Source organism: Natribacillus halophilus (assembly GCF_900100185.1).
In the GTDB taxonomy this organism is placed as follows: domain Bacteria; phylum Bacillota; class Bacilli; order Bacillales; family Marinococcaceae; genus Natribacillus; species Natribacillus halophilus.
The window spans coordinates 1-14,744 of sequence record NZ_FNEN01000004.1 but is presented as its reverse complement, the minus strand read 5'-3'; the positions used below and the strand labels follow the sequence as shown (position 1 = coordinate 14,744).

Sequence of the window (14,744 nt, the reverse complement as noted above, 5' to 3'; positions counted from 1 at the left end):
TATTCTATGCCTTCGTTTTAAATAAGTCAATAAAGAAAACTTGGCTTATCGCCAAGCCTTTAAGGCGATAAGCCTTAGTTGCACTTATGCAGGATAAGAAAGTAGTTTATACTTTCTTACCTGCTAAAAAAAGCCCCACGCCTATGTGGTGGCGGAGGTTTTAAAATAATGTCATCGGCCGGTATTGAATAGGGTCTAAATTGGTAACGGTAATCCCGAGTAAGCGTATGCCTTTATTTGCCATGCCTATGTTTTCCCACAGTTCGACCGCGTGCTGATAAATGTCTTCGGGCTTTTCCAAATAATCGGGTGCACTCGTTTGCCTTGTTAACGTTTCAAACGAGCGGTATCTTATTTTTAAAACGACCGTCTTTCCGTGCTTTTGCACACGTTGCAGGGAAGCGATTACTTCCCTGGCGATCTTCCAGAGTTCCGCGGTGATTTCATGGTCTGTCGTTAAATTATGGAAATAGGTATGTTCTTTCCCGACCGACTTTCGCTCTCGTGTCATATTCAAAGGCTTATTATCAATCCCGCGGACACGATGATAGTATGACATGCCCGCCTTTCCGAACAGGGAAATGAGATCCATTTGTTCCATTTGATATAAATCTTCGCCGGTGAAGATGTTGAGTTCGTGCATTTTTTCCGCCGTTTTAGGACCGATGCCCGGGAACTTTTCAACCGGCAATTGTTTTAAAAAGGGAAGCGCTTCATCAGGAGGGATCACGGTTAATCCCGCCGGTTTTTGCATGTCGGAAGCGATTTTGGCGATGAATTTGTTATAAGAGACGCCGGCTGAACTTGTTAATGTCGTCTCCTTCCATATGTCCCTTTGGATTTGTTTGGCGAGAATGGTGGCACTGGGGATTCTTTTGTTGTTCGTAGTGACATCCATATACGCTTCGTCAATCGATACCGGCTCGACGGCCGGGGTGTATCGCTGCATAATTTCCCTTATCCGTAAGGAAGCTTCCTTGTAAGCCGGGTAATTGCCATCGATAAAGATACCGTGCGGACACTGTTCATACGCTTTATAAGCACTCATGGCCGAATGGACGCCATACTTTCGCGCTTCATAGTTGGCCGTTGAGACGATGCCTTTTCCGCCGGTCTTTTTCGGATGTTTGGCAATAATGACCGGTTTTCCCTTTAAGGATGGGTTATCCCGCTCTTCAACGGAAGAAAAGAACGCATCCATATCGATATGTATGATTTTACGTGATGTATCCCGATAGGGCTCCGGAAGCTGGAAATCATGCACGATGGTTATTCCTTTCGATTTCATTCTAATGATATGATATCGAACATACGATCCGTTGTCAAGTCGTAAAAAACCTTAAAGCGCGTTCACTTTAAGGCGAAGACATCAAGCCTATATTTATGTTTATCCAATGCTAGTTTCTGGATTCAACTTTCCCCTTTAGGTCAAATAATCGCTTGTACAAGGACTGAATATCGCTTTCGTGATGCTCGACTGTTCCGCTGATCCTTGTTACATCTTCGGAAAGCTGCCCCACTCGTTCGTATATGCTGTTCTGCTTTTTCTCCACCTTATCAAAGCGTTCGTTAACTTCGTTTCTAAAGGATTGAATTTCTCCACGAAGTTCTTTGTTCATCCCGGTCATTTCTGTCTGCAGTTCGCGAATGGCATCCAACAGCTTTTCATTCGTCAAGCTCAATTCTTCACCTCCTCTTTAACCTTATTTCACAGAACTAATGTTCCTTAGTCAAGCACAAATTTGAAAAACACTCCCGAGCGTTCAAGGAGTGTTTTAGCCTATTATGACGGCGGTTGCGCTTCGCGAACGACGCGTTGCATCGTTTCCGCGTTCGGATATCCGTAATCGGCATATTGTTCGGCGACTTTTTCCACGTCATACGGCACACGTTCAATGCTGACGCGAAAACGGTCTTCATCCGCTTCCACCACGACATACGAGGCTTTGCTCTGCCCGTCAAAAGGCAAACCGACACTGCCGAGATTCGCCAGGCATTTCCCTTCGACATAGCGCACATACGGAAGATGAATATGGCCATATAAGTACAAATCCGCGTCTTTTTCCACCATGAGTTTTTCATTCAATCCGCTCGGGCTCTCCTGGGGCATAACAACGTCAAATAAACTCTCGGGTGTGGCATGAAAAGTATGCAATTTCAGACAGGAATTCAAATCCCAATGGAATTGATGAGGCAATTGCTCCAGATAGTTCAAGTCATCCTCGTCCAATTGCGAAACGGTCCAATCCCGTTCTGCGTTCATCATAGTGCGCGCCTGCTCCGGCACTTCGCCTTCCCTCACCCCTCTGACGACCCATTCGTCAGCGTTGCCCTTGATGACCGGACAATGCAGTGAGCGGATCCGGTCCAACGTTTTTTTCGGTTCAGGGCCCCTGTAACACACATCTCCCAACACGGCAATGCTGTCGACATTGAGTGAATGAATGTCTTTCAGCACCGCGTCCAAAGCCACCGCGTTTCCGTGAATGTCCGAAATGAACGCCATCTTCATCGTTACGTCCCCCTTTTAACCAGCATAGTAAAAAAAGAGGGATTCGTAAAACACGAGCGGTTATTGCTCCTGATCTCGTGTCAATTTAAAGAATGCCAACATCCCCAGCGCACAAGTGATAAACAGTGTCGCGCCCATGGGAACGGCCGTTTCTTCATCAATGCCGACAAGCGGAGCCACCGCCGCGCCGATCAAAAGCGGCAACATCCCGAGCAACGCGCTTGCACTCCCGGCCCGATGGCCTTGTTTGGCAATCGCGAGTGTAAACGATGTCGTTAAGACCATACCCATGCACGTCATGTAAATAAAAATCGGAATGACAATCGTCGCGAGCGGCCCCTCGATAATCGTCATGATGAGTAAAAAGGCCGTCGCGCAGGATCCCGTAATGACAGCTGTGCGCAAAAAGGTACGCTCCGGGATTTTACCGGTAAGCCGACCGACCAAAAAACTCCCGGTAATAATCGCGGCTCCGTTCATGCCGAAGAGTATGCTGAACGTCTGCGGTGAGACGTTATAGATATCCTGGTAGACAAACGGGGTCCCTGAGACATAAGCAAAACTTCCTCCGTGAACTAATCCAAGCGTGAGCGCGTAACCGATGAATGAGCGATCCTTCATTAAATCTCCGAGGGTGCGGACGGTATGCCCAAGTGAACTCGGGCTCCTTTTTCCCACCGGCAACGTTTCTTCCAGTTTCCAGGAAATAATGAGAACAATAAGCACACCTAAAAAGGCAAGAAAGTAAAAAATCGTTGTCCAGTCCGCGAACGGAATCAGTAAAATGCCACCGCCGGCCACCGGCGCAAGCATAGGTGCCACCGCGTTAATCACCATCAGAAGCGCGAAAAACTTCGTCAACTCCCGCCCGCTGAAAACATCTCGAACGACCGCCCGGGAGACGACAATGCCCGCCGCGGCCGTGAATCCCTGCAGAAAACGGCCAATGATAAGCGTCGTAATATTAGGGGCGAGCGCACAAAGGAGCGATGCCAGCGCGAATAATAGAATCGAAATAATGAGCGGTTTTTTTCGCCCTTGGGCATCACTAATTGGACCGACCACGACCTGTCCGACACCGAGCCCGATGAGACACGTCGTCAGGCTCAATTGCACGAGCGAAGCCCTGGCATCCAAGTCCTCCGCGATCTCCGGAAAACTCGGCAAGTACATATCGATATTCAATGGCCCGAGAATGGCTAACATTCCTAGCAAAATCGCCAGGCCTATCCGTTGTATTCCTGTCGGGTTCTGTAACACTGGAAACGACCTTTCGTAGAAACGTAGATTCAAACAACGCTATTTTAAGAGAGAAGGCCGCGAATGTCCAGTGGTCGGTTTTGGGGCGGCAGGGCTCTTCACATTTCTGCCGCCCCACCGGTGCTATCCTTCCTTCTCATTCTCCCGCAGGTTATGCAAATATTCGGGCGCGTCCATCGGATCCGTGACGATAAGTTCAACCAGGCTCATGCCATCATATTGTTCCGCCTGCTGAATAGCCTCGTCCAGCTCGCCATTCGTTCGTACTTCCGTCTTAAACAGATCGCGCCCGCCCGCAAATCCTGCAGCCAGTGTCATATGATCCCATCTCGGAATATCGTTATAATCGGCATAAGGATGATCGATGTTCAAATACCGTTCAATCGTGTATCCTTGGTTATTCAATATAAAAATAATCGGTTTGCAGCCGTTTTCGATGAGCGAGCTGAGCTCCTGCACGGTAAATTGCAACGCTCCTTCACCGATGAACAACAACACACGACGCTCGTCTGCCGCAATAGCTGCGCCTAAGGCTGCCGGGGTCGCGTAACCAATGCTCTGCCAGGCGCCGTGAGAAATGAATAGCGCCCCGCTCGGCAAACGAACCTGGCTCATGCCATAAGAAAGAGTGCCGGTATCAATGATCATGACATCATCCTGTTTGAGCATGTTCTGAAAGCGCGGATAATACGTGGCTGCCGCCAGCTTTTCTTCCGGCGCACCGACCACTTCATCATAGATTGAGGTTATCCGTTCTACCGCGCCCTCCTCGCGATAATCCCATTCCTGCAATGCTTTCAGCGCATCCACAGCATAAATATTTTCGTATTCCCTTTCAGCAACGGCCATGGATCGCGGATGAACGACGATCATCTTTTCAGTATCCAAATCCGCGGTATATTTTGCCATGTTAAAGTCAGACCATAACAACCCAACTGCGATGATACAATCAGCCTCTTCCACCTTGGCGCGGACATCCTGATCGCCCAGGGCGCCGGCGTACATCCCGATGTACTGGGGATGTTCTTCGTCGAACCCGCTTTTTCCCTGCAGCATTTGCGCCACCGGAACATTCATTTTTTCAGCAAGGGCTTGCACGTGAGACTCCAAATCATAGCGCAAGGTGTTGAAATCGACGAGCAGGACAGTGTTGCCCGCCTGATCGAGCTGCTGCTTCGCCTGCTCCAATGCGGCATGCAATGGCTCACTGTCCGTACCCTCCTCGTTCTCTTCATCCTTACTCGGACCGACAGGCTCCAGAACCTGATCCATGGGAAAATCAAGATAGACCGGTTTCTTGTTTTCTTTAGCGATCCGAATCGCTCTCGGAATCTCGATCCCGGCGTTGTCCGCCGTTATTTTAACAGCGTAAGCGGTGATGTGTTCATGGACTTTTCGGAACACGTCAAAATCCCCGTTCATCAAGCTGTGATGGATCTTACGCTCCGCTTTTTGATCATTCGAATCCGGTGAGCCGACAATATGTATAAGCGGAATATTTTCGCTGTAAGCCCCGGCAATGGCGTTGCTGGCACTCAGCTCGCCCACGTCAAAGGTCGTAATCAGCGCGGCCATCCCCTTCACATGGGCATAGCCATCCGCTGCATACCCGGCATTCAACTCATTGCGGTTATCGATTAAATCGATGCCTTCATAACCTTCAAGCGTATCCAGTAATGGAAAATTAAAATCCCCCGGCACGCCGAAAATTTCGGTCATACCCTCCCGCTCTAGACATTGAAATAAAAATTCGCCGACGGTCACTGTCATCGTAGCCAATCACTCCTATCTGTAACGGTCTTTAGTTAGGTGTTCCCCATTATCAAGATCGTTACACACATAGGCAAAAACAAGACAAGGTAAAACCAAAGAATTAAAGAGAGATAGACCCGTGAGGGATCAGATGCGCGGTGTGATCCCTCTAAAGCTAGGGGGCCGATCCGTGAGGGGTCAGAGGCTCGCTGTGATCCCTCAAACGCCAGGGGGGCCGATCCGTGAGGGATCAGAGGCTCGCTGTGATCCCTCTAAAGCCAGGGGAACCGACCCGTGAGGGATCAGAGGCTCGCTGTGATCCTTCTAAAGCCAGGGGAGCTGACACGAGAGGGATCAGAAACTCGATTCCGCATTCCAGGAAAAAATCCCCTGCTCATGTCACCTAAAAATACTATTCGGCAAAAACGCGGAAACAAGGCAATGCGGCATATTGACGATTTCGCTTATGCGCAGATCCACCGCAATGCTACAGAGCATATACGCTTCTTCATCAGTCATTTTATACGTATCCACCAGGTGTTCGACCATATAACGGATCGCGTTTTTGGATGCGGTCATAAAATCTTCCCCATGCCCCGTAGTGACATAATACCCGCGGCTATCGGCTTCCGGCGTTGGCGGCCCGGGGATTTCATAGCGCGGTTCGGCGATCGATTTCCCTTTGTGCAGCTTGAAGCGGACGGAAGCTTCCATCGATGCTTCGATAGCTGTTCCGCACACTTCTCCATCCCCCTGGGCTGCGTGAGTATCCCCAATCGAAAACAAGGCGCCCTCTACCCAAACCGGCAGGTATAATTTAGTGCCGCGTGTAAGATGGCGAATATCCACATTTCCGCCATTCTTTCGCGGAGGCACGACACTGAAATTCCCTTTTTCAGGAAGGGCAACGCCGGCTGTCCCCGGAAAAGGTTTTAAAAAGATATCGATCCCATCCAAAAATTCCGTTTTATGCGCTCCCGTCAAATCAAACGTCTTGATGGCCGGGTTTTCAAACTCATCCGCCAACAACCCGAAGCCCGGAATCAGCGCCGTCCAACCCCACTCCAAATGACGAAAATCGAGCATTTCCACTTCCAACGTATCACCCGGCTCGGCACCTTTCACATAAATAGGACCGGCCACCGGGTTCACTTTGCCGAAATCAATATTTTTTACGTCATCTACCGTCGAATGCTTCGTAAATTGCCCGTCCGAAGCTTCTGTAATTTGATAGTTTACCGTCTGTCCAGCATCTACCTCTGCGATAGGTGCAAGAGCATTGTCCCAGCCATAATGCTTGTGAGAGACAAAATCATGAATGGTCGTGTACGCGTGATGATGGTGGTGAATGGTCATGTTTGACACTCCTCAGTATAATAATCGTTCAATTTCTATCATTCATTATACCAACCCGGAACCAACGCTCTCGTTATTAAACGAAAAATTCCCCCGCAAGGATGAAAAGATGATACAATGAGTACAAACATAGAAAGGACGATATATATGAGCACAATCGAACAGAAAATTGAAACATTGATTGAAGCTGTTACAGAAATGCAGAAATCCCAGGCCGGCATACAGGAATCTATTACAGAATTGCACAACTCCCAGACCGACATGCGAGGGTCCATCTCAGAGCTGCAGAAATCTCAGGCTGGTATGCGGGACTCCATTTCAGAGCTTCAAAAATCTCAGGCCGGCATGCAGGAATCTATTACAGAGCTCCAGACATCCAATACTGGCATACGGGAATCAATATCTGAGCTACAGACATCACAGACCGGCATACGGGAGTCAATATCTGAGTTACAGACATCACAAACCGGCATACGGGAGTCAATATCTGAGTTACAGATATCTCAGACTGGCATGCGGGAGTCAATCTCAGAACTACAGCAAATCACACGAGCTCTTCGCAACGGCCTAGAAGAAACAGCGGCAAAGTTAGACGCGCTGGGATCAGATGTAGAGACGATAAGAATCGATTTGAATGCCGTTAAAAACAACACCGCCACCAAAGAAGACTTTGTCTATTTTGACCGAAAAATCGGTGAACACGACCGAGAGCTGGACAAGCTGCAACGACGTTCTGGTTAAAAAACAAACCCCAAGTGCGATGCGAACAGACGCATGCCTCCCCGACAACGCTCCACCTCCAACCACTTTAGGTTCACGCATATATTTTGCCTCGCGATTGCCTAAGTGCTATCCTTTTCCTTAGGAAAGAGAGGATGGTTCTTATGGTTAACGAAGTCCTACTAAATAACTACCCCATTAAAGTTGAGAGCTATGATGAAGAAGAAAATGTCGATGGCTTATATAAAATCACCATTGAGTTTAAAGTGACGAGCACGGAATATCACGACATCACCACTCTGCTATATGAAGGGACGTTTGATATAAAAGTGCCGGAGAGAGATCTAGCCTTCCGAGGGACGATCCAGCAATATTTTACCTCGATTACGAACTTATATATCGAGGGACAAGTGGGAGATTATACATTAAGTTTAATCGAAGTTAACAGCTAAGAAAGAAGGCGTGCATTCATGAAGCTAAGCATATTGGATCAATCTCCGATTTCGTCGAATCAAACGGCTGAAGAGGCACTGAATGAATCAATGCTGCTGGCACAAGCGGGTGAAAGGCTGGGATATGAACGTTTCTGGATGACCGAACATCATGATTTGCCGGGACTTGCCTCTGCAGCGCCTGAGGTCATGTTAGGTTACATTGGCGCAAAAACGAACACGATTCGCCTCGGCACCGGCACTATTTTGCTGCCCCACTACAAACCGTACAAAGTCGCAGAAGTCCACAACCAACTAGCGACACTATTTCCGGATCGGATTGATCTAGGTATCGGCCGCGCCCCGGGCGGCTCTGCAGAAGTGACGAATGCTTTAAATGATAACTTTTTGCAAAACGTCTATAAGATGCCTGATTTAGTAAAAGAACTGCTCCATTATTTGGACAGACAGGATCCAAAAGTCTCTGCCTCTCCACTCCCTGACGTCCCGCCCACGCCCTGGATGCTTGGTACGAGTGAAAAAAGTGCCTTACTTGCAGGCGAAAATGGGGTGAACTATGTGTTCGGGCAGTTCATGAGCGATGCAGATGGACCTGCCAGCACTCGAAAATATTTGGATGCTTTCACGCCCAGAAAACAAGGGCAAACGCCGCAAGTCATCGTAACCATATCCGCCGTCTGTGCAGAAACGACAGCAAAAGCGGAAGACATCGCTCTAAGCTCACTCATTTGGCAATTGCAGCGGGATAAAGGCGAAGGCGAAGAAGGCATACCCTCGATTCAGACAGCCAGGGACTATCCGCTGACGGATAAGGAAAAAGAAAGATTTGCAGACATGAAACAGCAGATGATCATCGGCGATCCGCAAGAAGTAAAGGCACAAATCAAAGAAATGCAAAAGACGTACCATGCAGACGAAATCATGATCATGACGACCACATATGATCCGGACGATCGCGTGCGGTCGTATGAACTTATCGGCAGGGAATTATCCCTGACTATCTAATACACCGGCTGTGAAAACACTTCATAGCCGTTTTCAATTATTTCTTTGACGAACGGATGATCCGATTGAAACTCCTCAATCTGAAACGGGTGAGGTTCAATACGGACATCCACCTTCCTGCGAATTCTCATCAGACGCATCGTATCTTCAATGACATCCCCCGTAAAGTCATCAGCGACAACCGCCACATCAATATCGCTATCTTCAGTAGCATCACCATTTACGTATGACCCATAAATATAAACATGTCGAAGTGATAATTCTTGTTCCAAATGCTCCGTATACGCTTGAACAACCTGTTCTATTTCCTGTCCAATTCTGCTTCGAGCCATGAGCGTATCTCCTTTATTTTTTTAAATATATTTTGCGGTAAACGCTTCGGAATCTTACGAAAATATAATCCCTTTCCGCTCTAACCAATAAAATATGATTTTCTCTGTATCAATCACCATACTCCTCGGCACCATCAGGCCACCTTGATACATTAGCATTCGAGTCTCGTTCTATTCATAAACCGTACAATTCATAATTAACTCCTCCGCCCACTTAACAACCTCCGGATTGCTGCTTACATACATTTCCTGATCTCCCCTTCCGATGGTTTGCATTTCAATCATACCGTCGGGCAGCACATTCCATGTTCTTATTCCGGAAGTGAATTGATCTTGCTCTCCCTGAAAGCAAGCGGGCAACTTCCAAAATGAACGTGCAGTTTTGTCTTCATTGGTAAGGACAAGCCGTGGATCGTAGTGAAAACAACCCCACCCTGGCTGTTCGGTATTTTTGCTGAACTCTGAAGTTGCCATATACACACTATTTCCGCCTATTCTGTGCTCATGACTGTTTTTTATATGAGGATGATAGGCTGCCCATGGAGGAACTAGATCCCCTGCCTTGATATCCAGTTCACGATCAACTTCCAAATACCCATATAGTGCGTGTATATTGGGGGCATGAGGGACATACTTCCAAACGCCATCTTCTTTCCTTGCTTCCTTAAACCACCCGAAGAAAAGAAAAATATCCCCTTCCCCGACATCCCGATAACGTAACGTCCCCAGCGAATTACCGGATTGCCCAAATAAACCTCGCCATTCCTTCATGACGTTCTTCCAAGAGCGAGCGTTGCAAATCAGGGTCTAAATTCGCTTCGGAAAACATTTTGATCCCTAAATATTTCATTATCTTCAGGTAATTTCCCTCTGAAGACAACGATAAATCTTTATAAAAAATACCAGATTCTGCTCTTGGAATGGGCAAAGACACGAACTTGTTATCCAAAATCGGACTCGGTTTGCCGCCTGCGGATCCATCAAAACCTTTTCTGCTGAGGATGACTTTTCGGGACATGAAACACCCCTACTACTTGTAAAAAATGAAATTTCTCTTCCAACTTCTCCCTTCATTAGAACAATTCGGTTTTTCCGAATCGTTAAATCTTCATCCAGTATGCCCTCACCAAAATTCTTACTAAGACAGCCCCGAAGTTGCTTGAATGAAATGAGAAGTAGGACGGTCAGCAACCCCTAAATTATTATTCATTTCTCCCTGAACATCATGTACTTTCTATACGTGATTGTGTCCTATGGTTAGTGATAAGAACATTAATTTATACAAACCTTCTCTATTCTTCTTACTTCCTTTCCTTCATCCATCCAATGAAAAGAAAAAAAGTATCGCTTTGCTCAAATTACTATCTTTGCGAACAGAAATTTGCTACAATAATAATACAAACAATGGTTCGTAACAATAATCTAACTGGTTACAAAATGACTTAACTATAATATAATAGAATTTATCGTTACTAAATCTTATACAATAATATAGAGAAGGGTGATTTAATGAAGTTTGAACCAACTATATCGTTATATAACCGTGATTGCATTGAAACGTTACTCAATCTAGAAAGTAACAGCATTGACTTCATACTTACTGATCCTCCTTATAACCTAGCGAATTTCATGAAAAAACGGCAAACAAATTTAAAACGAATGCGAGAAAACTTTTTTGGTGACGCGGGCTGGGATGAATCACAAAGTGATGACTGGATAGAATTTATGAAGAAGTTCTTTTCTGAGTCAAACAGAGTGTTAAAAAAGGAAGGCACTCTCATTGTCTTTATGTCCCTAATCAGAGTAGAATCTGTTGTTAAAATAGCTGAGTTGCATAGCTTCTATTATAAGACAACAGGAATATGGCACAAAACGAATCCAATGCCTAGAAATATGAATCTTCACTTTATTAATTCTACAGAGGGTTGGATCTACTTTATTAACAGTGGCCGCACAGGTACATATAATAACGATGGGAAAGCTATTCATGATTTTATTGAAACTTCAGCAGCTACAAAAAAGGAAAAAAAACATATTTCACATCCAACTCAAAAACCACTAGCTTTAATGGAACACTTTATTAGATTAATGTCAAATCAAAATGATACAATACTAGATACGTTTATGGGAAGTGGAACAACTGGTGTAGCAGCAAAAAAATTAGGTCGTAATTTTATAGGATGTGAAATTGAAAAAAATTATTATGAAGCAGCCAAGAAAAGAATTGACGAACAAGCTTCAGATGATAACATAATTGAAATAACAAATTTGATTGGTGAATGAGGAATGGATTGGTATGTTGAGTGTAATGGATTTGTTTTCGGGCGTAGGTGGGTTATCCCATGGCTTTAGGAATGCAGGATTTAAAATAGTACTATCAAATGAAATTGATTCTGATATTGCATTTTCTTACCAATCAAACCATATTGGAGTTAATATGCTAAATGAGGATATAACAAAGATAGATAGCTCTTATTTTCATCCATATAAAGGAAACGTCGATGTTATTATCGGAGGACCTCCATGTCAAGGCTTCTCACAAAAAGGACATAGGAACATATTAGAAGATGATAGGAACTTTTTGTTTAGGTTTTTTTATAATGTAGTCGAGTACATTAGACCAACATATTTTTTAATAGAGAATGTACCCAACATCCTTACGACTAACAATGGCCATTTCAAGAAAGTAATATATGATATGTTTAATGAAATAGGCTATAATTTAGATTCTGCCATTATTAATGCGTTTGAATATGGAGTCCCACAAATTCGTCGGAGAGCTTTTATACTTGGTAAATATAATGGCCATATTAGCTTACCATTAGGAACATCAGATCGTGTTACAGCAATAGATGCAATAGAGGATTTAGCTTTTTTAGATTCTGGCGAGGGAGAAGAAATACAAGAATATAAATTTACACCCCATTCGTTTTATCAAAGCGAATTAAGAAAAGGTTCTACAAAACTGTTTAATCACGTGGCTACAAAACACTCTAAGCTGGCGATTGAACGGATGAGAATGGTTCCAAAAGGTAAAGGAAGAGAATCATTACCGAAGGAACATCATACAAAGTCCATTTACAGTGGTACTTGGGGAAGAATTATTGAAGATCAACCATCAGTAACGATGACTACCAGATTTGATACACCCTCATCCGGGAGGTTCACACATCCTTTCTTGCATAGAGCCATTACAGTTAGAGAAGCTGCAAGGTTCCAGTCCTTTCCTGATACATTCAGATTCTATGGAACAAAATCCTCTCAAATGAAACAAGTGGGAAATGCAGTACCTCCTAAACTAGCCCTAAAAATTGCTGAGGTAATTTATAGAGACATGACTATACCAGAAAATATAGTAGTTTCTGGAAAGGTTGATTAGAGAAAATTGTTGCCATATAATTAAAGCTGATATTTTTTATTTACCTGTGCACATAATGGAGGCAACTCATCTATATGATATATCCTAAAAAAATAAATGATTACAAAAAAACAGAGCTTAAACTAGGAATTAAATCTTCTCTTCCAAAAGTAAAGCCACTACTAAGCCTAATATATGTACTTTGGAAGATAAACGATGAAAAAGCTGAATTATATTACTCGCAAGAAGCAGCGGATAATAAAATAGCATTAAAGGATGAATTGAAGGAGCAAATCAAAGAGTACTTCTCGGCAGAGCTAGAAGAGACCGATTTGGATGAAAATAAATTTAATAACATATTAGATTATAATAACTTGGTGCGTTCTCAAATAGAACACCTGATTGTAGGTTTAGAATTAATTTGGAAGATCGTTATCATTGATTTTGAAAATGATAAGCTTGCTGATAGTGCGGAGAGAGAGGGAGGAGATCGATATAAAAAAGTATTACGCTTTACAAAAGTCATTGATCAATTAGATCTTCTTATTAGTCTTAAAGAACAAGATTTTAAGAAGGTATTGTTTACATGGCTAACAGAAGAGAAACTACAATACGATGCTTCTTTTGAAAAGAAATTAATAAAGGCATTCACACATTTATCGGAAGAAACTGTTTACAGAGTACAGATTAATGATGACGATGATATTAAATTCTTTCAATCGGGAATTTACACCCAGTTAATTAATGGTGAAACTAATGTGAACATCACAGGCGAAGTGGAACCAAAGGGGCCACTTCGTGTTCTCCGCAATATATTAAGTCAAAATCTAAACTTTTATATAAAAAGACAGGACAACGAAGCAATAGTAAACGATGGTGTGGATATAGAAGAACTAAAACAATATACAGAACGGATTAACAACTATTTGCCTCTTACAAATATAACTATTGATGTACTAGATCAAGACCCCCAAAGAGAAAACAGCGATATACAAAAGCTTGATACTATTGATAAGCCATACAACAGAATTATATATGGGGCACCTGGTACAGGAAAAAGTCACTTGCTTAACATTGATAAAGAGCAGTTTGGTGAAAACTTTGAAAGGGTTACTTTTCATCCGAATTACTCTTACGCTCAGTTTGTAGGATCATACAAACCAATTCCTATATATAAAGAACATGGTAAATCGGAAAGATACTCTAGAACTCCATATTCTGTTGAAGATGTAATTAATATAAATGATGAAGAGTATGAAGAATTATATCCCATTATTAACGAGCCATCAGTAACTTATGAGTATATAGCCGGACCATTCCTTCGAATATTGACCAAAGCATTAAAATATGAAGAAGAAAATTATTTGTTGATCATAGAAGAGATCAATCGTTCAAATGTTGCTGCCGTGTTTGGTGATATGTTTCAAATACTCGATCGAGATGATGACGGATTTAGTGATTATAGTATTTCAATACCTTATGAAATGGAAATGTATTTACGAATGAATGGAATAGATATAGATCACTTATACTTACCAAACAATTTGTATATATGGGCAACAATGAATAGTGCCGACCAAGGAGTTTTCCCTTTAGATACTGCCTTTAAAAGAAGATGGGAATTTGAATATATTGATATAAATTCCGGGGACGAATGGTTGGATAATAAACTAGTGCAAAACGGCTGAAATAAGTGATCACACCTGCAAAGGACGACCTTTGAACGTCCAATGGAACGGCTTGGCCAAATGTTGATTATAATATTCGATATATTGAGCTAAGCGATAAGCTAAGTCATCAATGGATGTAAAGCTAGCTCTCGGGTTGATTAAATCCCGACACAGAATACTGAACCAGCATTCGATTTGGTTGAGCCATGAGCAGTGTTTCGGTGTATAAACGAACTGGATGCGATGACTTTTGTCTTTGAGAAATTTCTTTCGGGTTTTCTTGGTTTTTAAGATGCCGGAATGCCCTTTCTTCCCAAGTGAACCCTG

General features: G+C 43.8%; 16 protein-coding genes. 6 read left to right on the top strand and 10 right to left on the bottom strand.

The features are described 5' to 3' along the window. Nucleotides 1–160 precede the first annotated feature (160 nt). From dinB to BLS58_RS06160, 6 genes are all read right to left on the bottom strand, one after another. On the bottom strand, nucleotides 161–1,264 hold the full coding sequence (gene dinB / locus BLS58_RS06185) for a DNA polymerase IV (RefSeq protein WP_281240995.1): 1,104 nt from the start codon (nucleotides 1,262–1,264) through the stop codon (nucleotides 161–163). Between the two features lie 133 nt (nucleotides 1,265–1,397). Next, nucleotides 1,398–1,682, bottom strand: a complete 285-nt coding sequence (locus tag BLS58_RS06180) for a DUF1664 domain-containing protein (RefSeq protein ID WP_090397097.1) — start codon at nucleotides 1,680–1,682, stop codon at nucleotides 1,398–1,400. Nucleotides 1,683–1,783: 101 nt separating this feature from the next. After that, nucleotides 1,784–2,512 (bottom strand): metallophosphoesterase family protein, encoded by a 729-nt coding sequence (locus tag BLS58_RS06175; protein WP_090397095.1) that lies wholly within the window; start codon nucleotides 2,510–2,512, stop codon nucleotides 1,784–1,786. Between the two features lie 60 nt (nucleotides 2,513–2,572). After that, complete coding sequence (locus tag BLS58_RS06170) at nucleotides 2,573–3,772, bottom strand: Bcr/CflA family efflux MFS transporter (protein WP_090397093.1); 1,200 nt, start codon at nucleotides 3,770–3,772, stop codon at nucleotides 2,573–2,575. A gap of 123 nt (nucleotides 3,773–3,895) precedes the next feature. Beyond that, the gene (locus tag BLS58_RS06165) at nucleotides 3,896–5,542 is read right to left on the bottom strand and encodes an alpha-keto acid decarboxylase family protein (protein WP_090397090.1); all 1,647 of its coding nucleotides are present in this window, start codon (nucleotides 5,540–5,542) and stop codon (nucleotides 3,896–3,898) included. 381 nt (nucleotides 5,543–5,923) lie between these two features. After that, the gene (locus BLS58_RS06160; protein ID WP_090397088.1) at nucleotides 5,924–6,880 is read right to left on the bottom strand and encodes an acetamidase/formamidase family protein; all 957 of its coding nucleotides are present in this window, start codon (nucleotides 6,878–6,880) and stop codon (nucleotides 5,924–5,926) included. 147 nt (nucleotides 6,881–7,027) lie between these two features. Here BLS58_RS06160 and BLS58_RS06155 point away from each other — a divergent pair, with 147 nt between their 5' ends. The 3 genes from BLS58_RS06155 (at nucleotide 7,028) to BLS58_RS06145 (ending at nucleotide 9,057) form a co-directional block, all read left to right on the top strand. After that, the gene (locus BLS58_RS06155; protein WP_143018879.1) at nucleotides 7,028–7,621 is read left to right on the top strand and encodes a hypothetical protein; all 594 of its coding nucleotides are present in this window, start codon (nucleotides 7,028–7,030) and stop codon (nucleotides 7,619–7,621) included. 143 nt (nucleotides 7,622–7,764) lie between these two features. Further along, nucleotides 7,765–8,052: a DUF3219 family protein gene (locus tag BLS58_RS06150; protein WP_090397084.1), complete on the top strand. Its 288-nt coding sequence runs from the start codon at nucleotides 7,765–7,767 to the stop codon at nucleotides 8,050–8,052. A gap of 18 nt (nucleotides 8,053–8,070) precedes the next feature. Then, a complete protein-coding gene (locus BLS58_RS06145; protein WP_090397082.1) occupies nucleotides 8,071–9,057 on the top strand; it encodes an LLM class flavin-dependent oxidoreductase in 987 nt (328 codons plus the stop codon). Here BLS58_RS06145 and BLS58_RS06140 read toward each other — a convergent pair. The 3 genes from BLS58_RS06140 to BLS58_RS18160 all read right to left on the bottom strand — a co-directional run bounded on the left by BLS58_RS06140 (nucleotide 9,054) and on the right by BLS58_RS18160 (nucleotide 10,407). Further along, nucleotides 9,054–9,389 carry a nucleotidyltransferase domain-containing protein gene (locus tag BLS58_RS06140; protein ID WP_090397080.1) on the bottom strand — a complete coding sequence of 112 codons (336 nt, stop codon included), beginning with the start codon at nucleotides 9,387–9,389 and terminating at the stop codon, nucleotides 9,054–9,056. The two genes, BLS58_RS06145 and BLS58_RS06140, sit on opposite strands and share 4 nt — an antisense overlap. 171 nt (nucleotides 9,390–9,560) lie before the next feature. After that, nucleotides 9,561–10,160 carry an Nmad3 family putative nucleotide modification protein gene (locus BLS58_RS06135; RefSeq protein WP_090397078.1) on the bottom strand — a complete coding sequence of 200 codons (600 nt, stop codon included), beginning with the start codon at nucleotides 10,158–10,160 and terminating at the stop codon, nucleotides 9,561–9,563. Beyond that, entirely contained in the window at nucleotides 10,123–10,407 is a 285-nt protein-coding gene (locus BLS58_RS18160) for an Nmad3 family putative nucleotide modification protein (RefSeq protein ID WP_090397076.1), read from the bottom strand. Before BLS58_RS18160 ends, BLS58_RS06135 begins: the two co-directional genes overlap by 38 nt. A gap of 491 nt (nucleotides 10,408–10,898) precedes the next feature. Here BLS58_RS18160 and BLS58_RS06125 point away from each other — a divergent pair, with 491 nt between their 5' ends. The 3 genes from BLS58_RS06125 to BLS58_RS06115 all read left to right on the top strand — a co-directional run bounded on the left by BLS58_RS06125 (nucleotide 10,899) and on the right by BLS58_RS06115 (nucleotide 14,435). Continuing rightward, entirely contained in the window at nucleotides 10,899–11,672 is a 774-nt protein-coding gene (locus BLS58_RS06125) for a DNA-methyltransferase (RefSeq protein ID WP_090397074.1), read from the top strand. Between the two features lie 13 nt (nucleotides 11,673–11,685). Continuing rightward, nucleotides 11,686–12,768: a DNA cytosine methyltransferase gene (locus BLS58_RS06120; protein ID WP_090397072.1), complete on the top strand. Its 1,083-nt coding sequence runs from the start codon at nucleotides 11,686–11,688 to the stop codon at nucleotides 12,766–12,768. Nucleotides 12,769–12,842: 74 nt separating this feature from the next. Continuing rightward, nucleotides 12,843–14,435, top strand: coding sequence for an AAA family ATPase (locus BLS58_RS06115; protein WP_090397070.1), 1,593 nt, complete (start codon nucleotides 12,843–12,845; stop codon nucleotides 14,433–14,435). Nucleotides 14,436–14,444: 9 nt separating this feature from the next. Here the strand turns inward: BLS58_RS06115 and BLS58_RS18155 are convergent. Continuing rightward, a partial coding sequence (locus tag BLS58_RS18155; protein WP_176764639.1) for a transposase occupies nucleotides 14,445–14,744 on the bottom strand: 300 nt, incomplete at its 5' end.